Consider the following 21,367-nt stretch of genomic DNA (forward strand, 5'->3'; position numbering starts at 1 on the left):
CGTCCGGTGGCGACCGTTTGATACGTATCAAGCCGAAGCCGACTGGCGTAGCGTCTTGACCAGCAAGCCGTGCAGCGTGTCCACGGCTTTCGAGCCGCGCGAATCGCGGCTTCGGTAGACGGCCACCTCCATCGGTTCGAGCGGACCCAAACCCTCGTCGGGGCCAAGAATGCGCAGATGTTCGGGCGCGCTACATTGCGTCAGCGCCGCCACAGCCAACCCGCTTTCGGCTGCCGCGATCTGCCCGGCAAGACTGGAACTGTTGTAGACCACCTTGTAGCGCCGCCCTTGCTGCGCCAGTGAATGGATCGCACTGCGTCGGGCGAGACTCTCGCTCTCGTAGACGGCGATGGGAATCGGATCGCGTCGCCACAACTCGAACTGCGCTGCGCCAACCCAGACCATCGGTTCGTGAAACAGGAGCGTGCCGCGCCGCGCGTGATCGCGCGACACCAGCGCGATGTCCAGTTCACCGTTCGCCACGCGTGGAATGAGCGATGTCGATTGCTCGCAGATCAGTTCGATTTCGACGCCGCTATGCCACGGCGCGAACCGTTTGAGCACCGGCGTCAGGTATTTCGCGGCATAGTCGTCGGGCACGCCGAGCCGCACGCGGCCGGTAAGCTGCTCGCCTTTCAGCGCAATCTGCGCTTGCGCATGCAGGTCCAGGATTCGGCGGGCGTAGCCGAGCAGTGTCTGGCCGTCGTGCGTGAGTTCGAGCGAGCGTGGCCCGCGCTCGACGAGCCGCAGCCCCAGCGCGCTTTCAAGCTTCTTGAGCTGCATGCTCACCGCCGACTGTGACCGATGCACTTCGCCTGCCGCACTCGACAGCGATCCGGCATCGACCACGGCGACGAAGCATCTCAGCCAGTCTGTCTGTACGTCGCGCTGTTTCATGGTTTTCGCCGCTTTCGAATTTCGAATGGATAGGCTTCGAATTATGCGCTTTTCGTTCGAGTGAAGGAAATCCACACTGGGCGCATGAATACGAACCCGCACCTTCGCGACGCGCCCGCCGGCCTGGCCGCGGCCGGCCCTTCCACCGGCGTATGGCCATTTGTTCTCGGTTGCGCGCTGCTCGGCACGATCGGCATCTTTGTGAGGGAAGCGCACGCCGATCCGCTGACGGCAACGTGGTTCCGCTGTGCGCTCGGCCTGATCGGTCTCACGCTCTGGGTGGCGTTGCGTCGCCAGACGCGATTCTTGCGACTGACGCGAACCACCGGCCCGTGGGTGCTTACCGCCGGCTCCCTGATGGTCTTGAGCTGGGCATTGTTCTTCACCGCCATCGCGCGAATGCCGACCGGGGTCGCCATCGTGCTCTTTCACGTTCAGCCGATGTGGGTGCTGGTGCTGGGTGCCCTGTGCCTGAAGGAATCGATCGGCAGGCGGCGCATTGGCGCGGTCTCGTTGGCGATGTCTGGCCTCGTGCTGGCGACGGGAATGGCCGAACGTCCGGCAACGGGCGACGTTGGGCAAGGTTACTGGCTCGGTGTCGTGCTGTGCCTCGTCGGGGCGTTCTGCATGGCATGCGTCACGATCATCGCGAAGCGTCTGCGCAACCTGCCTGCGGGCATCCTCGCGTGGTGGCAATGCGCGATCGGCACGCTGACAGTGTGGATCTGGCCGGCACAGCACGGCTGGCCTGCGCTGGGCACGTCGTGGCTGTGGCTTGCCGGGCTCGGCACCATTCACACCGGTCTGGCCTACACGTTGATATACAGGGGCATGGCGCGCCTGAACACCAGCCGCATCGCGTTGTTCCAGTTCGTGTATCCGGCGGTCGCGATCCTGATCGACCGGCTATTTCTCGGTCAGCATTTGAGCTACCTGCAACTGACCGGCATCGCCGTCATGTCGATCGCAATCTGGTTTGCTGAACGTACGCCCCGACGGTAGCGGCAGCGCGCTGTTTCACGCCGGGCTTCATGGCGCAGGCAGGGTGCGTGAATGTGGCGCCTGCCTGCCTCTGTCTCTCTGTCTCTCTGCCAATTTCCCGGCATTTTTCAGTACATCGACTGCGGCGGCGCACGCGCCCTGAAGCTGTTCCCGCATCAGTTGCTGCACGTCTTTCGTGCCGTTGACGATGGCATCGCGAATTCGCACGGCCTGTTCGAACGACGCGCGCATGCGTCCGCCTCGCGCCATCGCGATGCGGCGCAGTCGACGCACGGGGCCGATGAGCGACGCATGGCTCTGCTGCAACGTGCGGTTGTCGGCAATCGTCATGACGATCGTATAAAAGCGGTCCAATGCATCGACATAGGCTGCCACGTCGTTCGCATCGACGCTTGTCCGCATCGCCTCGATCACGTCGTCCAGTTGCGCAGTACCGAGCGCAGTCATGCGCTCGGATGCGAGCTGCACCGCGAGACATTCGAGCGCGGCACGCACCGTATAAATCTCTTCCACGTCGCGCAGTGTGACTGACCGCACGTAGGCGCCCACCCGCGGCAGGATGGTCACCAGCCCTTCGCGCTCGAGTTGCGCGAACGCCTCACGCATGGGCGTGCGACTGACGTTCAGCTGTTTCGCGACCTGGACCTCGGATAAACGGCTACCCGGCGCGAGCACGCCCTCCACGATCGCCTCGCGCAACGCGGGCACGACGACGCCGTCGCTCAACGAATCGCCCGTGGAGTCCAGCGTGCGCAGTTGCGCGTGATATCGCGTGGCGATCGATTCCAGGCTGGGCGCCTCGCGCGGTTGGCTCGTCGTGGCCTTTGAGGAAGCAGTTTTTACGGCGGGCATTGACACCTCGAAATTCTATGAATACGCTGTATACAGATTATACAACAGGAGACGACATGGATCGCAGTCCATTGCAGGCCCCCGTTCTGATCGAACATACCGGCGACACGCTCGCCTTCACGCTGAACTGCCCGGAGGCCGGCAACGAGGTGTCGGGCGCGATGTTCGACGCGATGTCGGACGCGTTACGCAGCGAAGCCGTGCAGCCGCGAGCACGCGTGCTGCGCATCCGCGCGAATGGCGACGTGTTCTGCACAGGCCGCGAACGCGCGGGGCGGGACGCCGTCTCGATTCGCGCGGAAGTTGCGCGTCTGATCGAGCTCAAGCGGCTCGTACGCAGCACGTCGTTGATCTCGATTGCACAGGTGCAGGGCGATGCGTTCGGCTTCGGCTTCGGGCTCGCGATTCTGTGCGACTTCACGCTCGTCGCGTCGTCGGCGCGGGTTGCGTTCCCGGAGATGCGGGCAGGTTTGCCGCCCGCCGCGATCATGGCTTATCTGGGCGGCTACGCGTTGCCCAAAGCCGTGTTCCCGATGGTCCTGTTCGGCGACGTCATTGCGCCGGAAGCAGCCTTGCAGGCCGGGCTCGTCACGCGCGTATGCGAGCCCGCGAGCCTGCACGCCGAAGCGGAGGCGCTTGCCGCACGCATTCTCTCGCTCGACGAAGCCGGCGCGAAGCAGTGCAAGGCGTTCTTTCTCGCGGCGCAGGAAGGCAGCGTCGAACAGAACTTCCGCGCCGCGACCGACATGCTGACCGTCAACGCATTGCGATTGATGCAGGCCCGCTGAGCGTTGCCGTGCTTCGCTAGCTCGATACAACACGACGTGCGCGCCGATAAGCGTTGAACGCTACGCACCGCCGCGTCGACAGGAGACAGACATGAACGTCAACGCAGGGCCCAGGCTCGACCGCTTGCCGATGTCGGGATTTCACCGGCGCATCATGTGGTTGATCGGCATTGGCATGTTTTTCGATGGTTTCGATATCTACGTCGCGTCGACGGTGCTCGGTGCGACGCTGAAATCGGGCTTCTCCACGCTTGGGCAGAACGCGCTCTTCGTGTCGCTGACTTTTCTCGGCATGATGCTCGGCTCGCTCGGCACCGGTTTTCTCGGCGACCGCTTCGGCCGCCGCTTCACGTATCAGGCGAATCTGGCCGTGTTCGGTCTGGCGTCGCTCGGTGCCGCACTCGCGCCGAACATGAGCGTGCTGATTGCGTGCCGGTTCGTCATGGGACTCGGCCTCGGCGCGGAAAACGTGGTCGGCTACTCGACGCTGACTGAATTCGTGCCGCCGCAAAAGCGCGGCAGGCTGCAAGGGTTAATGGCGGTTTTCGTGGTCTCGGGTTTGCCTGTCGCGGGATTGATCGGACTGCTGCTGATCCCGTCGTTCGGCTGGCGAGCGATGTTCGTGCTCGGTGGCGTGGGTGCACTCGGCGTCTGGTATGCGCGCAAGTCGTTGCCGGAGTCGCCGCGCTGGCTCGATTCCGTCGGACGGCATGAGGAAGCCGACGCGATTCTGAGCCGGATCGAAACCGAAGTCACGGCTGCGCGAGGCGGCAAGCCGCTGCCTGCGCCCGCGTCCACGAAACCCGGCGCGGCGGCGCCGCAGACGCTGTCGTTCGGTTCGCTGTTCAGCGGCGCGATGCTGCAACGGATGATCGTCGGCTGCGTGACGCTCGTCGTCATCAACACGCTGCTGTATGGGTTCGTGACCTGGCTACCCACGTTCTTCGTGCATCAGGGCTTCAGCATTGCGAAGTCGTTCGGCTTTGCGCTCGTGATGTCGCTGGGCGCGCCTATCGGTTCCGCCATCGGCGCGCTCACGGCCGACGTGTGGGGACGCAAGCGGACCATCATTGGCTCGTCGTTTGCTGCGATCGTGTTCGGTGCGATGTATCCGTTCATCTCGAGCCCCGTGATTCTGCCTGTCGTCGGACTGCTGCTGACCGTTCCCATCTACGTGCTGGTCGCGCTGCTGTTCGCCGTGTATGTGCCCGAACTCTTTCCGACCGAAGTGCGGCTGCGCGCCTCCGGCGTCTGCAACACGCTGGGACGCGGCGCCACCATCGTCACGCCTTTCATCGTGGTATCGCTTTTCGCGCAATACGGCATCGTCGGCGTGCTCGCGATGATGATCGGCTTGCTCGCCGTGCAGATCGTCGTGGTTGCATGGCTGGGCGTCGAGCCGTCGGGACAGCGACTCGAAGACCTTCAGCCGGAAGACACGCTTGCGCGCGACGCGCTTCATGCCGATGCGCACGCTTCGCCTCTCAAGTAGATGAACCGACAGGAACAACGCAATGGACACAACCAACACACAGCACTACGACGCACCGTTGTTGATCGACGGCGAATGGACCGATGCTGAAGAAGGCCGCACGCTCGATATTCTGAATCCGGCGACGGGCGAAGTGATTGGCGCACTCGCATCGGCTTCGGCCAGCGATGTGGATCGCGCGGTGCAAGCGGGACATCGCGCATTCGAAGGCGGGGCGTGGCGCGATATGTCGATCCAGCAACGCGCACGCATCATGAATCGCTTCGCCGATCTGTTCGAAGCGGATCTCGAACAGTTCTACAAGCTGGAAACGCTGAACAACGGCCGTCCCATTTCGGAGACGCGCGCGCAAATTTCGCGGCTGCCGCAGTTCTACCGCTACTTCGCGGCGCTTGCGCTCACGCGCCGCAGCGACGTGATTCCGATTGAAGGGCCTTACCTCTGCTACACGCAGCGCGTGCCGCTTGGCGTGGTCGCGTTGATGACGTCGTTCAATCATCCGTTGATGATTCTTTCGAAGAGCCTCGCGCCTGCGCTCGCAACGGGCAACAGCGTGGTCATCAAGGCATCGGAGCAGACGCCGCTCACCACCGTGCGGCTCGTGAAACTGCTGCAGGAAGCGGGCGTGCCCAGAGGCGTGGTCAACGTCGTGAACGGAGAAGGGCGCGAAGCGGGCGCGGCACTCGCGCGGCATCCGCTAATCCGCAAGGTCGTATTCACGGGCGGCACCGAGGTGGGCCGCTCGATCGGCGAAGCCGCCGCGCGCAATTTCGCGCTGACTACGCTGGAACTGGGCGGCAAAGGCGCGGTGATCCTGTTCGACGACTTCGATATGGAGCGTGCGGTGAATGGCGCGGCGTTCGCCGCTTTCATCGGAGCCGGGCAAACCTGCGTGTGCGGCGCGCGCATCCTCGTGCAGAAGTCGATGTATGCGGCGTTCCTCGAACGTTTCCGCGCGAAGGCCGAGCGTATTCGCGTGGGCGACCCGACCGATGCAAAGACTCAGCTTGGTCCTGTGATTTCCGATCGCTCGCGGCAGCGCATTCTCGCCATGCTCGAACGCGCGCAGGCGGCGGGCGCGAAAGTGCTGACAGGCGGGCGCGTGCCGCCTGCATTGACGTCGGGCTACTTTCTCGAACCGACCGTGATCTATGACGCCGATCCGCATTCGGAGATTGGCCAGGACGAAGTGTTCGGACCCGTGACGGTCGTCATGCCGTTCGAAGACGAAGCGGACGCGATCCGCATTGCCAACGGCACGCAGTTTGGCCTCGCCGCTTCCATCTGGACGCAGGACGTTGCGCGTGCGCATCGGGTGGCGGGCAAGCTGGAATTCGGCATGGTGTGGGTGAACGACCACCATCGTCTGGACCCGGCGTCGCCCTGGGGAGGATTCAAGAACAGCGGGGTAGGGCGCGAAACGGGCATCGAGTCGTTCGATCAGTTCAGCGAACCACGTGCAGTCACCATCAACACGACGGGCAAGACGGTCGACTGGTACGCGGACGACGGCGAACTCAAGCGGCTGAACTAGGCAGCCAACCTGATTGAAGTCGAGCCGGCGGGAAGCATTGAGCGCGCCATATGTGCCGCCGGTGACGGTGTTCTGCGGGGACACCAGCTTGTCCGTTAATGACCTTACATCGCGTCTCTTGCCTCACTAATATCAGTGATCAGTGAGGCAAGAGACGGGTGCCTGACGAAATGCGCCAGAAGACGCGAGCGAATCGCGCGATGCAAAGGTCGGTCATAACGGAGACATCATGAAACCAGCTCACCCCCGCAGGTTCGGCGTTGTACGCGCGATCATCCTCCTCACCACTTCGGCAGTCTGCGCATCCGGCCTCGCCGCGACGTTGCCTGCTGCACACGTGGCCGCGTGCGAGCGCCTCCAGGGTTTCATCGTGCCCGCTTCGGAGATCGCATTGCCCACATCCGGCGCAATTGTCACCGCGGCGAAGCCGATTGCTGCGAGCGGGAGCGGGACCAGCGCGCTACCCGGCTACTGCGCGATTACGGGCAAGATTGCCCCCGTCGACAGATCGGCACCCGACATCCAGTTCAAGGCCGCGCTACCCGCGCAATGGAACGATAAAGTCGTCATGTTCGGCGGCGGAGGTTTCGACGGCACCATTCCCGATGTGACGGGCAATGTACCGAATGGACCCATCGACAAACCCGTACCGCTTGGCCGCGGCTATGCGACGTTCGCGAGCGACTCCGGCCACCAGGCTAACGCGCTCGCCTCTCAGGACGGGCGCTTCGGGCTCAACGACGAGGCGGTAAGGAACTTCGGCGGAGACGCGTTGAAGAAAACGCACGACGCTGTGCTCGCCATCATCGAGGCCCGCTATGCGCACTTGCCACGCAAGGCGTATTTCGCCGGCGGCTCGACAGGCGGACGCGAAGCCGTCACCGCGATCCAGCGCTGGCCGTCCGATTGGGACGGCGCAATCGCCTGGTATCCGGCATGGGACGATGCGGCTGCGCTGCTCGGCGGTCACCGCATGAACCGTGCGCTCGCGAGGCCTGACGCCTATCTTTCGGTCGGAAAACGGAAAGCCGTGTACGACGCGGCGATGCAGGCCTGCGACGCGCTCGACGGCGTGGTGGACGGCCTGATCAGCGATCAGCGGCAATGCAATGCGCGATTCGATCCGTCCACGGCCACGTTGAACGGCGCGCCGTTGCGCTGCGCGAAGGGCGCGGACACCGGGGACAGTTGCCTGTCGGACGCACAGATTGAAGCGTTGAAGACGATCAATACGTCATCGCACTTTCGCTTCCGGCTGGCGAGTGGCGAGACGCAGTATCCGGGTTACAACGTGTGGGGTGCCGATCTGGGTATCACGAGCCGCACCTCGCCGGTGGAGCCCATCGTCACGTTCCTCGCGTTCGGCACTTCCCAGCCGGCGAATCCGATGCCCTCGACGGCACCGTACATCAGCGTCCTGACCGACCAGTGGATCAAGTACTCGGTCACGCGCGACCCCCACTTCGATTCCCTGTCGCTCGATCCGGAGCAGCCGGGTGTCTGGGCCAACCGCATCAGCGAACTGAGTTCGCAACTCGACGCCAGCACCGACATCTCTGCGTTCAAGGCACGCGGCGGGAAACTGCTGCTCGTTCACGGCCTGGTCGATGTTCTGGTCAGCACGCGCGCGACGGAACAATACTATCGGCGGCTGCAAGCACAGTTCGGCGTGGATCAGGTCAATTCGTTCGTGCGGTTCTATGAAATTCCCGGCATGGGGCATGCCGCAAGCAGCACCTTCAACGCGACATGGGATTCGTTGTCGGCGCTCGAGCAGTGGCGCGAGCAAGGACGGGCGCCGGTCGGCCAGGTGACTACGGACACCGCTGGCGTCCCAGGACGTACGAGGCCGCTATGCGATTACCCGAAGTGGCCTCGCTATGAAGGTGGCGACGTGGATCGGGCAGCTTCTTTCAGGTGTGTGGAATGAGTGAGGGCAAGCATGGTTGCTATCCGTTTCCTGGCCCGGTAAATAGCCCGGATTTTAGAGAGCACCTTTTCACTGAGAGGGACTAAAAGCAGAAAATCGGCTCATTACACTCCCCCCGGTCGCATCGCTGGGAAACCTCGACGCGGCACGCGCGACACATATACGCAGCGCGCACGCGCTGCGACCGGAAAACGAACGGCTTGGGGGAAATCGTAATGAACAAGCGTTGGGGGATCGTCGTGCCGGCGGCCATGCTTGCTGCCGCCGCGCATGCGCAAAGCAGCGTGACGCTGTACGGCAAGATTGAAGACGGCATCAACTACACGAGCAATGCACGCGGCCACGGCACCGTGCAACTGCAAAGCGGCTACGATTACGGCAGCCGCTGGGGCATCAAAGGCGCCGAGGATCTGGGCGGAGGTTACCAGACGATTTTCGCCCTCGAGAGCGGCTTCGACGTCAACAACGGAAAGATGAGCCAGGGCGGTCGGGAGTTCGGCCGCCAGGCGTTCATTGGCATCGCGTCCGATCGTTACGGTACGTTCACGATCGGACGCCAGTACGATCCGAGCGTCGACATCTTCTCCCCGCTCACCGCAAACGGGAACTGGACCGGCTATCTGTTCGCGCATCCGTATGACAACGACAACACCGACTACTCGTTCCGCGTGAACAACTCGGTGAAGTACGTTTCGCCGGTGTGGCACGGCGTGACCGCAGAGGCCATGTACGCATTCAGCAACCAGGCGGGCGGCTTCGCGAACAACCGCCTGTATAGCGCGGCGCTGCAATACCAGCAGGGTGGGCTGACCGTAGGCGCGTCGTATGTGAAGATCAACAACGCACGCAATGCCGGTTCCACTGGCGCGATTACCGGCGACAACACGTTCGACGCGTCGTCGCAGCAGAACATCGGCATCGGCGTGAATTACGCGTTCGCGAATGCCCTCATCGGCTTCGCGTATTCGCATGTCGACGTCTACGATCCTACGGCGAATGCGTACTTCACCGGAACAACGCAACCGGCTGGCGGCACATGGAAAGCGTGGAAGTTCGACAACTTCGAGGTGAACGGGCTCTATCACCTCACGCCTGCGTTTTACGTGGGTGCCGCGTACACGTACACGCAGGCGCGCGTGTCTTCTACAGTCGGTGCGTTCAATCCCAAGTGGCACCAACTGAGCACGAAGTTCAATTACGACATGTCGAAACGCACGTCGGTGTTCCTGGAAGGCGTGTATCAGCATGCAATAAACGCGCACACCGGAACCGACTTTGACTACGCGTACGTTCCGGGCGGGGCGGATATCTCATCGGGCCCGAATCAGTACGTCGTGCGTCTCGCCCTGCTGCATCACTTCTAATCCCCACGTACGTTCGCGGATGCCGCATGGCTCCGCGAACGATGCGCGTGCGACGACGGCTCGTACCGCTGCGCGGCTGGACGGCGGCGCGAGTCTGTTCTGCAAACTGCGTAGCCGATGCGATAGTGGGCGGCCGAAATTGCCCTCGCCGCCGAGCGCGGCGAAGCCTGTTACAAGCCATACCGGAATAACCAGTTGCCTTCCGTGCCAGGCAGCATCAGCCCAAACTACCTCTGTTTCTCAACGGGAAAATTCTCGCGACCCGGGCAATGCCGCTCTGCAGGCTATATCGTGTCCCGTTGAGGACACTGACAAGCGAGACCGTTCGAACATCCCCCGCTGCGCGGACGCAAAGGGAACTCATAGAGGAAGAGACAGAATGAAAATGGACGCATTCGCCTTCGGCACGACCCACTGGGCAGAGGTTGAAAGAACGGAGCACCGGGGTGAAACCGGCATGGCTTATTGGCGCACCCGGTTTTTTGGTGAGACGTCGAATCAAATCCGCGTGCGGATGGTCGAATACACGCCCGGTTACCTCGCCGATCACTGGTGCCAGAAAGGCCATATTCTTTTTTGCCTGGAAGGCGAACTGGAAACGACGCTTGAAGACGGGCGCAAGTTCGTTTTGACGGCCGGCATGAGCTACCAGGTGGGCGACAACGCGGAGCCGCACCAGTCTTACACCAGGACCGGTGCGAAGCTGTTCATTGTCGACTGAGAACAGGTCGCGACCTAGCGCTCCCGCTTGCTTCGCCCGTAAAGCAGCAGCATGGCGGCGATCACCACGCCGTAGATGATCTGCCGCCCCGCCTCCGGCATTTGCGCAACGGAGAGAATCGACTGCAGCAGCGTGATCAGGATCGCGCCGGCCACGGTGCCGAGGTACGAACCCCGGCCGCCCAGGATCGACGTGCCGCCCAGCACGACTGCCGCAATCGCCGGCAGCAGGTAGGCGTCGCCCATTGACTGCGCCGCCTTCGATGCGTAACCGGCAAGCAACACGCCGCCGAACGCGGCGAACGCGCTGCACACCGCGAACGCCGCCACGGTCACGAGCCGCGTGTTGATACCCGAGAGATACGCCGCGCGCTCGGTGTTGCCGATCGCGTACAGCGTGCGGCCGAAGGTCGTGCGCGACAGCAGGAATATCGTGGCGCCGCCGATCACCACCCAGAGTGCGACCGCGTTCGGCACGCCCGGCACGAGCCAGCCCGCCGCAAGCCAGCGCATCACTTCCGGCGCGGAGTCCTGCGGCGACGAGCCGCCCGTGTAGACGATCATGATGCCCTGCGCGACTGCGTTGGTCGCGAGCGTCGCGATCATCGAGGGAATGCGCAGCAGCGCGACGAGAATGCCGTTGACCACGCCGATCAGCACGCCGCAGCCGATTCCTGCCGGAATGGCGAGCACGCGCCCCAGTTCGCCATGCCCCGCGACGGCACACGCCATCATCGCGCCGACGGTGATGGTCCACGGCAGCGAGAGGTCGATGTGACCGAGCAGAATCACCATCATCAGACCGGTCGCGATGATGCCGAGGAACGCGCCCACCTTCAATTGCAGCAGGATGTATTCGGGTGACGTGAAGCTGCGCGAGAACATGCCGCCCACGAGCAACAGCGCGACGATGCATGCGAACGAGATGAGGATCGGCTTGTCGACCCTGCGCGTGAGCTTCGACACCAGCGTGGCCCGGCTGCTTGCGGAAACGTCGGTCATTGGAACCACTCCAGACGATTGCGCACCCTGAACAGCCCGCATGCCCCGATCGCGACGGCGAGCAACAGGATCACGCCCTGGAACAGCGGTTGCCACAGCGCGTCGACATTGAATACGAAGAGCAGGTCGCCGATCGAGCGGAACGCGAACGCGCCGAAGATCGCGCCGATCGCGCTGCCCTTGCCGCCGAGCAGCGACACGCCGCCGATCACCACGGCGGCGATCGAGAACAGCGTGTACGAGTTGGCACTGCCAAGGCTTGCTTCGCCGGTGTCCGTGAAGAAGGTGAGGAAGAGTCCGCCGATCGCGGCGAGCAGGCCAGCAAGCGTATAGCTCGCGAATTTCGCGCGGCGAATCGGCATGCCGGAGAGGAAAGCCGCGGCTTCGGACGAGCCGGTCGCATACGCTGCACGTCCGATGGTCGAGCGTTTGAAAGGAATCCAGATGATGATCACCGCGGCGAGCAGAATCAGCAGGCTCGCCGGCATCACGGCGGCTACCTTGCCGGTCAGCGCGTCGCCTAGATCGTCGTTGATCGTGCCGCCTGGAACCGGGCGCAGCAGCAGCGCGAAGCCGTAGTACAGCGCGCCCGTCGCGATGGTCGTGACGATGGGCTGCAGCCGGCCGAAGATGATGATCACGCCGTTGAGCGCGCCGCACAGTGCGCCGGCCGCAAGCACGCCGGCAATGCCGAGCGCGCTGTGCAACGCGTCGCCCACGACGAGCCACGAGCCGATGCAGTTCGTCAGCACCAGAATCATGCCCACGGAAAGATCGATGCCGGCCGTCAGCACCACGAGCGCCTGGGCCATCGAAACGAGCGCGAGCAGCACGGCCTTGTTCGCCGCCGTCTGGAACACGTTCGCCGAAAGCGCGGACGGATAGTTGAACAGATAGATCGCGAACATCAGCACGAACAGGCCGAACGCGAAGCTCGTGCCGCGATTTTCCGCATACCAGTAACGCAGACCGCTCATGATGCAACTCCCGTGGAAGGCGAGAGCTGCCCGACCGGCAGGTCGAGCGCGCTCGCGATCAGGTTCTGCTCGGTGATCTCCGTCCCGACGAGTTCTTTCTTGATGCGGCCTTCGTACAGCACGAGCACGCGGTCGCAGCAGCCGATCAGCTCGTCGTAGTCGGTCGAATAGAACAGGATGGCCGCGCCTTCGTCGGCAAGGCGCCGCAGCAGTTGATAGATTTCCTGCTTGGTGCCGACGTCGATGCCGCGCGTGGGGTCGCTCAGCAGCAGGATGCGTGGCTTGCGCGCGAGCCACTTGGCGATCACCACTTTCTGCTGGTTGCCGCCCGAGAGCGACCCCACAGCCGCGTCGACGCTTGCCGACTTGATGGCGAGCAGCGTGGTCATCTGGTCGACCAGCGCCTGCTGGCGCTCGCGGTCGATCACGCCCGCGATGGACATGCGGTCGAGCGCGGCGAACGACAGATTTTCGCGCACCGACATGGGCAGCATCAGGCCTTCGGTCTTGCGGTCTTCGGGAATCAGCGCCATGCCGATGCCTTTCGCGCGCGCGGCCATCGGGCTGCCGATCGACACGGCCTTGCCGTCGATCTCGATCGTGCCGGCGCAACCGCGCAATACGCCGAACAGCGCGAGCAGCAGTTCGCGCTGGCCTTGTCCGTCGAGGCCGCCCAGACCCAGAATTTCGCCGCGCGTGAGCGAGAAGCTGATGCCTCGCAGCGTGTCGCTCCACGAGAGGTCGCGGCAGGCCAGCACCGGGGCCGCGGTTTGGCGCTGTCCAGGCTCCGCTGGTTCGTCGGCGGCTTCACCGCCAGCGTGATCCGCGGGTTTCGCCGGGAAAGCATGCTGATACGTCCTGCCGATCATCATTTCGACAACCTCGTTGTCGGTGCGCGTGCCGGCTTCGAAGCTCATCACGTGACGACCGTTGCGATAGACCGTGCATTCGTCCGCGAGCGCCTTCACCTCGTGCATGCGGTGCGAGATGAAGAGCAGCGCGAGCCCTTCGTCACGCAGGCGTTTGAGCACTTCGATCACGCGCGCCACGTCGGCGGCGGTCAGCGCGGACGTGGCCTCGTCGAGAATCAGGATGCGCGGCTCGTGCGCGAGCCCTTTCGCGAGTTCGACCATCTGCTGGCGCGAGAGCGGCAGGTCGCGCACTTTGGCGAGCGGGTTGATGTCCGGCGCGCCGGCACGCGCGAGCGCGGCCTCGGCCTGGCGACGTTGAGCCTTGCGGTCGATCATGCCGAAGCGGCGCGGCGGGTTCGACGCGAAGATGTTGTCCGCCACGCTCAGGTCGGGAATCAGCGAAAGCTCCTGATACACGCAGACGATGCCGGCCGCGTTCGCCTCGGCAGGCGAGCCGAACGCGACTTCGCGGCCGTCGAGCCGCATGGTGCCTTCGTCCGGCTGCACGACGCCGGACATCACCTTCAGCAGCGTGGACTTGCCCGCGCCGTTCTCGCCGAGAATCGCGTGGATGCGTCCGCGACGCACGGCGAGTTGCGCATGGTCCAGCGCAACGGCGCCGCCGTAGCTCTTCGATACGCCCGACATCTGAAAGAGCAGCTGCTCGGGTTGCTCCGATTGTTCCTGTCGTTCCAGTCGCTCCCGCTGCTGCGCATCCTGCGGCATGCTGCGTCTCCCGTCATGTCGTGGGCCGACCGGATTACTGGTTGCCCTGGCTCTGCTTCATGATTTCCTGTGCGGAGAAATTGATGCCGCACGTGGGAAACGAATTGCCGACGAAGAAGTTGTCGGACTCGTTCGGGAAATAGTTGACGCCCGCCTTGAGCTTCGAGTCGTCGGTCACGTCGAGCGGCAGCTTGATTGCCACGGGAATGGTCTGGCCGTCGAGCGCGGCGAGCGCCGTCTTGATTGCCACCGCGACCTGCGCGGGACCGCTGCCGGCGGACGTGCACTTCAGCCCCTGGGCGCCGTATTGCGCGCAGAACTTGCGAAAGCCGTTCTCCGTTTCACCGCCGAACGGCACGAACGGATGCTTCGCGTCGATCATCGCGCGCACGACGCCCGTGTCGCCGCCCTGCGCCGAAATGCCGTCGAAATGGCCCTGCACGGCAATCGCGTCGGCGGTGGCTTTCTGCGCGACACCGTCGTCCCATTTGCCGTAGACCTGCACCACGTTCCACTTCTTGCCGGTGGCGTCGAGCGTTTTCTGGAAGCCGTTGTGCCGGTCGGTGTCCACGGAGGTGCCCGCCACGCCGCGCACTTCGAGCACCTTGCCGCCGTTCGGCAGGTGCCCGGCGAGCCACTTCGCCCACAGCACGCCGAGGCCGTACTGATCGACGTCCACGTTGATCGCGTCTTCGCTGTCGAGCGTGTTGTCGAAGGCGACCAGCACGACGCCCGCTTTCTTCGCGCGGCGGATCGCCGGGCCGAACGAGGCAGGATTCTGCGCGTCCACGATGATCGCGTCGTAGCCGGCGTCGATGAAGTTATTGACCGCCGAGATCTGCGCGGGCACGTCCTCGCCGGTCGACACGACCTTGAACTCCTTGAGCTTCGAGGCGACGGCCGGTTGCGCCGTATAGGCCTTCGCCGTCTTGATCATCTGGATACGCCAGGTGTTCGCGATATAGCCGTTCACCAGCGCGACCCGGTAGGGCCCGTTCTTCTTCGGATATTTGACGAACTTCGTGTCGCTCTTCCAGGGGACCATGCAGGTGGGGTCGCTGGACGGCCCGGACACGATGGATGCCTGCGCGAAAGACGCGCCTGCGTACAGCGCCAATGCCGCGGTCGCTGCCGCGCGTAGCACGTGGATTCCTGAAAGCATGTTGTCTCCAGTTTGTTGGATTGAACCTGTTGACCGGTTGCGGGCGCACGGCTTGCCCGGATGGCCGGGACGGTGTGCGTGATGCAGGGAATCTTGCGGAAGTGCTACAGCGGGACCGGATCGGATGCACCGAACCGGCGAAAAGGATTCTTCAAAGGCGTTCCCTCGAAGCGACTAGAAGGGCCTGCGCAAACGCCTCCCCATCTGACACAACGGATTGTCACTGGCATACCAATCCAGGCGCGATAGTGGTTTACCACGGCGCCCGGCGCCTCCTTTCGGGCCGCTGTCCGCGCGGTGATGCCATGCCTTGCGGATCGCCGCCGCGCGGGCTGACGGACTCGGCGTGCCGTGGGAAGTGGTATACCATTTTGACGAACTTGTGCTGCCGGCCTGGCGGCACCCATGACTACGGGAAGACTGGATGGCCGATGTTTCGCAAACGCCAAACGGCCGCGTCGCCGATGCGGAAGCGGCCGACCGTTCGTACGTCGGACTGGCGAGCCAGATCTACGATCTGATCGTGGCCGGCGACGTGGGGCCGCGTGCGCGTCTGCCTTCTGAGCGCACGCTGGCCGAGCGCTTCGGCGTGAGCCGCACGCAGGTGCGCGAAGCGATCATCGCGCTGGAAGTGCAGGGCGTGGTCGAGGTGCGCGTGGGCTCGGGCATCTACGTGGCCGAGGCGGCGCAAGCGCGATCGATCGGGTTCGAACTGCCGCGTGGATCGGGTCCCATAGAGACGCTGCGAGCACGCGCGGTGATCGAAAGCGAAATCGCGGCGCTCGCCGCCACCGAGCGCAGGGATGCCGATCTGGACCGGCTCTTCGCCGCCATGCGGGCAATGCGCGAGAACATGGACGACAAGGCCGCGAACGAGGCTGCGGATCGCGAGTTCCATCTCGCGATTGCGCAGGCGACGGGCAACGGCATGCTGCAAGGCGTGGTGACGGCGATGTGGGACAACTCGCGCGCAGACCCTCTGTGGCAAAAGATCGAGGAGCATTTCCATACGCCTGCGCTGCGCGCGGCTTCGCAGGACGACCATCAGCGTATTTTCTCGGCCATTCTGGCGCGCGACGCGACCGGCGCGCGCACCGCGATGCAGGCCCATCTGGCACGTGTGATCGAAGAATTTACGCAGGCGTGGCGGTAGACGGTGTCTTGCGGGTGGGGCGCGTGCCGCCGTTGCCGTTGTTGGGAGCATCGAATCCCGTCACGACTGCCGGCGGCGCCAGGCGTCGATGCGTCTCTTCATCAGTCGAACTTGACCAGGTCCTTGAAGATCAGGTGCCCCCAGCTCTCTCCGCGCGCGTGTACAAGCAGTCCACCTTCCGACAGCCCGCCAAGCTTGACCGACGCGAAACCCAGGTCTTCCGCGAGCGCGCCAACCTCCGCTGCGGCGCCGTCGTCGTCGCTCGCGAGGAACACGACTCGCCTGCCACCGTGTACGGCTGGATCCTGGGCAAGGACGGAGGCGCCCAGATGGTTGAAGCCCTTCACGAGCCTCGCTCCAGTGAACGCTTTCGCGACGAAAGCCGAGGACGGAAGACCGTCCAGTTCCTCTGGCGGCGCGAACGTGTTCATCGCGTCGATGATGGTCTTTTCTTTCCAGCTGGGCAGCGCCTTCGCGACCTCCGGGTGCGACTCGAAACGGATTGCCAGAAAGATGACGTCCGCCTTGACGGCTTGCGCCAGGGTTTGGGGAATGATCGTAGGTCCGATGGCTGCTGCATCGGACGCAAAACTTGCCGGGTCGCGCGTGGTTGCAACGGATACTTCGATGCCCTTGCGGGCGAACGCTCTGGCCAGTGCGTGGCCGATCTTGCCGAAGCCAACGATTGCGTAACTCATCTGTTTCTCCTTCGTTTCCCGGCGCGCTCAGAGCTTGTAACCACCGCTCGCTTCAATCGTCTGGCCGGTCACCCAGTGGCCTTCATCGGAGGCCAGGAACGCCACGACGGCGGCGATTTCCGAAGGCTCGCCAAAGCGGCCCAGCGCGATTTGCGCCTCGACCGCTTTGACGAGTTCCGGACGCTTCCGAAACTCCGCGTTCGCATCCGTTCGCGTGTAGCCTGGCGCTACGGCGTTCGCCGTGATGCCACGTGGCCCCAGCTCGATTGCGAGCGTATGGGTCAGGGTGTTGATGGCCGCCTTCGCCATCGAGTAGACGGGCGCTGCCGTCACGGGCTTCGTGGCGGCAGCGGAAGAAATGTTGATGATGCGTCCACCATCGGCGAGACGATCGAGCGCGGCCTGAATGATGAAGAAGGGCGCGCGGGCGTAGACCGCCATCAGGGTATCCCAGCTTTCCGGCGTCGCGTCCTTGAAGCCCACCCAGCCGGAATTGCCCGCGTTGTTGACCAGAATGTCGAGCGTTTTGCTGCCGTTGCGCCTGGTGAACTCGCCGTCGAGTGTCTCGAACAAAGCCGGGATGGTCGCCGCATCAACAAGATCCGCATGGATCGCGAACGCGGTGCCTCCCGCTTTCTCTATGGCGGCGATCGCCTCGTCTGCGCTGGATCTGCTGGCGTTGTAGGTTAGCGCGACCATTGCACCGTCTTTTGCAAGACGTTCGGCGATGGCGCGGCCAATGCCCCGTGATGCCCCGGTAACGAGCGCTGTTTTGCCTTCTAGCGATTGCGTCATTTGATTCCGTCTCCTCAGAGTTGTGCCAGGCCACCGTCGACGGCGACCTCGCTCGCGGTCATGAAGCTGCTGTCCGACGACGCAAGAAAGGCGGCCACCGCGCCGATCTCCGCGGGATCGGCCATACGCTGGAGCGGCGTCATTGCACCGTAGGCCTTCTGGCCCTCTTCCCCTAGCGCCTCTTTCGCCAGTTCGGTCGCCGTCGCTCCGGGCGACAGCACGTTCACCCGGATACCGGTGCCCTTCAGGTCCTCCGCCCAGGTTCGCGCGAGGTTGCGCACCGCTGCCTTGCTCGCGCTGTAGGCCGTGAATCCTGGGGCGCCCGTGGTGCCCGCACTCGATCCGGTCAGGATGATCGAACCGCCCTGGCCCATCAGCGGCAGCGCCTTCTGGACCGTGAAGATCGTGCCCTTCACGTTGGTGTCGAAAGTCTCGTCGATGTGTTCGGCGGTGATCTGGCCGAGCGGAAGCGGGCTTCCCGTCCCGGCATTGGCGAAGACGATGTCGAGGGTTGCGCGCTCGGCCTTCACTGCCGCGTAGAGCCGGTCGAGGTCGGCCAGATCGGAGACCGAGCCTTTCACCGCGCGGGCATGGGGCCCGAGTTCGGCGACAGCAGCATCGAGCGCGTCCTGCCGGCGGCCGAAGATGAAGACGAACGCGCCTTCCTCGATGAAGCGCTTTGCTGCGGCGCGGCCGATGCCGGTTGCGCCGCCGGTGATCACAGCGGTCTTTCCATTCAGTCTGTTCATGTCGTGCATCCTTCGAAACAACAGCGGGAAACACGATTCTGGCGCTCTTGATTCATGAAGCCAATTGACTAAATATCTATAGCTGCCATCTACTTTTTGGATACCCATGCTCGACAACGTCACCATCAATCAACTTCGGGCCTTCGTTGCCGTGTGTGATGAGGGAAGCTTTTCGGGGGCTGCGCGGGAACTGAGGCGAGCGCAGTCGGCGATCAGTCACGCGGTCAACGCGCTCGAGCGTGCCTTCGATGTGATGCTGTTCGAGCGCAACACGCGCAAAGCGACGCTTACGGCTGCGGGCCGCAGTCTCCTGCCCGATGCTCGCGGGGTGATCTCACGCACCGAGGAAATGAAGATGCGCGCGGTGGCGATTGCCGAAGCCGGCGTCCCCCAGGTCTCCATTGCCGTGGATACCTATTTCCCGCGCGCACACCTGATTGAATGCCTGCGCACCGTGCAGGCGGACTTTCCGACAGTTGCCATCAATCTGCGCATGACGACCATGCAGGGCGGCGAGCGTCTGGTTCTCGAAGGCACGTGTGCATTGGCGGTGACAATCATGGACGTGCCGGAACTGAGCCCAGGCACCATGGAACGGCAGCATTTATGTGACGCGCAAATGGTGACCGTCTGCGCGCCATCGCATCCGCTGGCCGCAATCGCGGGGCCCATCCCACGGGAGGAATTTGGCCGGCACATCCAGCTCGTCGTCACCGACAATCAGCCCGATGCGGAAAAGACACAACAAGGGGTCGCCAGCGAACGCCAGTGGTGGGTGAATGATCTCGGCGCGAAGCACGATCTGCTCAGGGGCGGCTTGTGCTGGGGGCACATGCCGCGTCATATGGTTGCGGACGACCTTGCGAGTGGAACACTTGTCGAACTCCGACGGCGTGCATGGCACATGCGCGCGCTCACATTCATGGTCTCGCAGCGGCGTGGGTACTCGTTTTCTGGATGCGAGACACGGCTGGTCGAACTGCTTGCCAATCCTCAGCGCTTGGTGAAGGATGCCAGCCGGCGCGCCGTCTCTGGCAAAGGCAGGAAAAGCGATGCCCGCGCAGGCAAATAAAATTGTCGACCATCGGCTGATGTGATGGCCGCTTCCATTTCGCGAGAAACAGCGATGAAGGTAACGATTGCGTATATCGAAGAACCGCCGTTCGGTTGGACGAAAGCAGACCGTGCTGCAACGGGCGCGGACATTGACCTGGCCGAAGTGATTCTTCGGGCAATCGGAGTGACCCGCATAGAGCATCGCCTGACGACGTTCAGTGAACTGTTGCCCGGCGTTGAAGCCGGCCGCTGGGATATGAATGTTCCGCTGTTTGTGACACCCGAACGTGCCAATCTGGTCGCCTTCAGCGTGCCGGTATGGGCGATAGGGGACGGGTTTCTGGTTCGGGCGGGAAATCCGAAAGCGCTCGACAGCTATGCGTCACTCGCCCAACGCGACGATGCGCGCCTGGGCATCATTTCGGGACAGGTGCAGCATGACTCGGCGAGAGCGTCGGGTGTAAGCGAAGATCAGATAGTCGTCTTCGAGCATCAGGCCGATGCTATTGCTGCCGTTCGCTCGGGGGAGATCGACGCGTATGCGAGCACAGCCCTGGGAAATCGCATCGTGGCGCAGCGTATGGGCAGTTCGATGCTCGAGGCCGTGGAGCATGAGCCGGGCACGAATGGCACGCAACGGGCGCTTCCGTTCGGCGCGTTCTCGTTTAATCGAGGAAACAGCGATTTGCTCAATGCGGTAAACGCGCAGCTTCGGGTATATCTGGGTTCGCCGGACCATCGCGCGCGCATGTCGAAATTCGGTTTGACACGCAATGAGATCGATCCCGTTCTCGCCGGGTGAGTGTGGGGCGGGTTTGGCCAACTTCGGGCGGTCTCATGGGTGACGCTTACGCGTCCGATGCGTGGTGATGGCTGGAAAGGCTATTCAATGATTCAACCAGGACGGCAAACGAGATGAATCTGAAACGCGTGTTTCTTGTGTCGATGCTTGCAGTGCTGATGCTGCCGCTTGCTGCTCTCGCTTTTGTGAAACCACTTCGCGTTGTCGTGCCATCGCTCATGCCGGGGATATCGTGTCCGCGTCCGAACATCTGCACCGACAGCGTCGCTCGACTTGAAGACGCGCAACGACTGTACGAAAGCGGAATCTCTACGGCAGCGGCTGCGGTCGGTCCGTTTCGGCAGGTGCCCCAGGTCGTGTTTTGTACGACCTCATCCTGTGCCGATTTATTTGGACTGGGGCAGCGCGCGGCAGAAGCCGTAGGGAATTTGGGACTGGTTATCGCGCCTCGTGGCTGGAAGGCGTTTTATCTTGCGCACGAGCTGATCCACTACCGGCAAGTGGAATCAATGGGAAATCTGGCCGTCGCAACCAGGCCAAGGTGGCTGATCGAAGGCATGGCGTACTCCTTGAGCGGCGACCCGCGGCGCCCACTTACGGCTCCCTTTGAACAATGGCGCTCCCAGTTTGAAACATGGCATGCGAGCCTGGGCGATCGAGATCTATGGGATGCGGCGAGGGGCGTACGTTGAATCCGGGGGTGTGAGCGCAGATTGTTTACTTCGGAACGCGCAGCACTCCCAAAACGACCGGCCTC

At 63.3% G+C, this 21,367-nt stretch carries 20 protein-coding genes; 11 read left to right on the plus strand and 9 right to left on the minus strand.

All coding sequences use genetic code 11. From position 1 onward, the window contains the following. Positions 1-27: 27 nt before the first annotated feature. The gene (locus PXJ20_RS14105) at positions 28-897 is read right to left on the minus strand and encodes a LysR family transcriptional regulator (RefSeq protein WP_421031373.1); all 870 of its coding nucleotides are present in this window, start codon (positions 895-897) and stop codon (positions 28-30) included. A gap of 84 nt (positions 898-981) precedes the next feature. Here PXJ20_RS14105 and PXJ20_RS14110 point away from each other — a divergent pair, with 84 nt between their 5' ends. Beyond that, positions 982-1,899 carry a DMT family transporter gene (locus PXJ20_RS14110; RefSeq protein WP_421032610.1) on the plus strand — a complete coding sequence of 306 codons (918 nt, stop codon included), beginning with the start codon at positions 982-984 and terminating at the stop codon, positions 1,897-1,899. A gap of 27 nt (positions 1,900-1,926) precedes the next feature. Here the strand turns inward: PXJ20_RS14110 and PXJ20_RS14115 are convergent, their stop codons facing one another. Beyond that, positions 1,927-2,751: a GntR family transcriptional regulator gene (locus PXJ20_RS14115; protein ID WP_421031372.1), complete on the minus strand. Its 825-nt coding sequence runs from the start codon at positions 2,749-2,751 to the stop codon at positions 1,927-1,929. A 56-nt stretch (positions 2,752-2,807) separates the two neighbouring features. Between PXJ20_RS14115 and PXJ20_RS14120 the strand changes: the two genes are divergently transcribed. From PXJ20_RS14120 to PXJ20_RS14145, 6 genes are all read left to right on the plus strand, one after another. After that, complete coding sequence (locus tag PXJ20_RS14120) at positions 2,808-3,539, plus strand: enoyl-CoA hydratase/isomerase family protein (protein WP_421031371.1); 732 nt, start codon at positions 2,808-2,810, stop codon at positions 3,537-3,539. A 91-nt stretch (positions 3,540-3,630) separates the two neighbouring features. Then, positions 3,631-5,031 carry an MFS transporter gene (locus PXJ20_RS14125; RefSeq protein WP_277599181.1) on the plus strand — a complete coding sequence of 467 codons (1,401 nt, stop codon included), beginning with the start codon at positions 3,631-3,633 and terminating at the stop codon, positions 5,029-5,031. Positions 5,032-5,053: 22 nt separating this feature from the next. After that, positions 5,054-6,565: an aldehyde dehydrogenase gene (locus PXJ20_RS14130; RefSeq protein WP_421031370.1), complete on the plus strand. Its 1,512-nt coding sequence runs from the start codon at positions 5,054-5,056 to the stop codon at positions 6,563-6,565. A 229-nt stretch (positions 6,566-6,794) separates the two neighbouring features. Further along, positions 6,795-8,495, plus strand: a complete 1,701-nt coding sequence (locus PXJ20_RS14135; protein WP_421031369.1) for a tannase/feruloyl esterase family alpha/beta hydrolase — start codon at positions 6,795-6,797, stop codon at positions 8,493-8,495. A 215-nt stretch (positions 8,496-8,710) separates the two neighbouring features. Continuing rightward, positions 8,711-9,859, plus strand: a complete 1,149-nt coding sequence (locus tag PXJ20_RS14140; RefSeq protein WP_017773401.1) for a porin — start codon at positions 8,711-8,713, stop codon at positions 9,857-9,859. Between the two features lie 379 nt (positions 9,860-10,238). Continuing rightward, a complete protein-coding gene (locus PXJ20_RS14145) occupies positions 10,239-10,580 on the plus strand; it encodes a DHCW motif cupin fold protein (RefSeq protein ID WP_421031368.1) in 342 nt (113 codons plus the stop codon). 14 nt (positions 10,581-10,594) lie between these two features. Here PXJ20_RS14145 and PXJ20_RS14150 read toward each other — a convergent pair whose 3' ends face one another. The 4 genes from PXJ20_RS14150 to PXJ20_RS14165 form a co-directional block, all read right to left on the minus strand. Beyond that, positions 10,595-11,581, minus strand: coding sequence for an ABC transporter permease (locus tag PXJ20_RS14150; protein ID WP_126876061.1), 987 nt, complete (start codon positions 11,579-11,581; stop codon positions 10,595-10,597). Beyond that, positions 11,578-12,558, minus strand: coding sequence for an ABC transporter permease (locus PXJ20_RS14155; RefSeq protein ID WP_421031367.1), 981 nt, complete (start codon positions 12,556-12,558; stop codon positions 11,578-11,580). Before PXJ20_RS14155 ends, PXJ20_RS14150 begins: the two co-directional genes overlap by 4 nt. Beyond that, the gene (locus PXJ20_RS14160) at positions 12,555-14,117 is read right to left on the minus strand and encodes a sugar ABC transporter ATP-binding protein (RefSeq protein ID WP_421032609.1); all 1,563 of its coding nucleotides are present in this window, start codon (positions 14,115-14,117) and stop codon (positions 12,555-12,557) included. The genes PXJ20_RS14155 and PXJ20_RS14160 overlap by 4 nt, the downstream gene beginning before the upstream one ends. A 112-nt stretch (positions 14,118-14,229) precedes the next feature. Next, positions 14,230-15,357 carry a sugar ABC transporter substrate-binding protein gene (locus tag PXJ20_RS14165; protein WP_026121165.1) on the minus strand — a complete coding sequence of 376 codons (1,128 nt, stop codon included), beginning with the start codon at positions 15,355-15,357 and terminating at the stop codon, positions 14,230-14,232. Between the two features lie 424 nt (positions 15,358-15,781). Between PXJ20_RS14165 and PXJ20_RS14170 the strand changes: the two genes are divergently transcribed. Next, on the plus strand, positions 15,782-16,510 hold the full coding sequence (locus PXJ20_RS14170) for a FadR/GntR family transcriptional regulator (protein ID WP_421031366.1): 729 nt from the start codon (positions 15,782-15,784) through the stop codon (positions 16,508-16,510). Between the two features lie 101 nt (positions 16,511-16,611). Here the strand turns inward: PXJ20_RS14170 and PXJ20_RS14175 are convergent, their stop codons facing one another. The 3 genes from PXJ20_RS14175 to PXJ20_RS14185 are packed head-to-tail and all read right to left on the minus strand — an operon-like array spanning position 16,612 to position 18,752. Beyond that, complete coding sequence (locus tag PXJ20_RS14175; protein WP_421031365.1) at positions 16,612-17,208, minus strand: NADPH-dependent F420 reductase; 597 nt, start codon at positions 17,206-17,208, stop codon at positions 16,612-16,614. Positions 17,209-17,235: 27 nt separating this feature from the next. Beyond that, positions 17,236-18,003 (minus strand): SDR family NAD(P)-dependent oxidoreductase, encoded by a 768-nt coding sequence (locus tag PXJ20_RS14180; protein WP_421031364.1) that lies wholly within the window; start codon positions 18,001-18,003, stop codon positions 17,236-17,238. A gap of 14 nt (positions 18,004-18,017) precedes the next feature. Continuing rightward, entirely contained in the window at positions 18,018-18,752 is a 735-nt protein-coding gene (locus tag PXJ20_RS14185) for an SDR family NAD(P)-dependent oxidoreductase (protein ID WP_199542089.1), read from the minus strand. Positions 18,753-18,858: 106 nt separating this feature from the next. On the opposite strand from PXJ20_RS14185, the gene PXJ20_RS14190 reads away from it, so the two are divergent. The 3 genes from PXJ20_RS14190 (at position 18,859) to PXJ20_RS14200 (ending at position 21,302) form a co-directional block, all read left to right on the plus strand. Continuing rightward, complete coding sequence (locus tag PXJ20_RS14190; RefSeq protein ID WP_421031363.1) at positions 18,859-19,824, plus strand: LysR family transcriptional regulator; 966 nt, start codon at positions 18,859-18,861, stop codon at positions 19,822-19,824. A 54-nt stretch (positions 19,825-19,878) separates the two neighbouring features. Then, complete coding sequence (locus PXJ20_RS14195; protein ID WP_421032608.1) at positions 19,879-20,610, plus strand: transporter substrate-binding domain-containing protein; 732 nt, start codon at positions 19,879-19,881, stop codon at positions 20,608-20,610. A gap of 113 nt (positions 20,611-20,723) precedes the next feature. Further along, positions 20,724-21,302, plus strand: a complete 579-nt coding sequence (locus tag PXJ20_RS14200; RefSeq protein ID WP_421031362.1) for a hypothetical protein — start codon at positions 20,724-20,726, stop codon at positions 21,300-21,302. Positions 21,303-21,367 lie beyond the last annotated feature (65 nt).

Source organism: Paraburkholderia sp. A1RI_3L, from assembly GCF_048957895.1.
GTDB classification, from domain to species: domain Bacteria; phylum Pseudomonadota; class Gammaproteobacteria; order Burkholderiales; family Burkholderiaceae; genus Paraburkholderia; species Paraburkholderia kururiensis.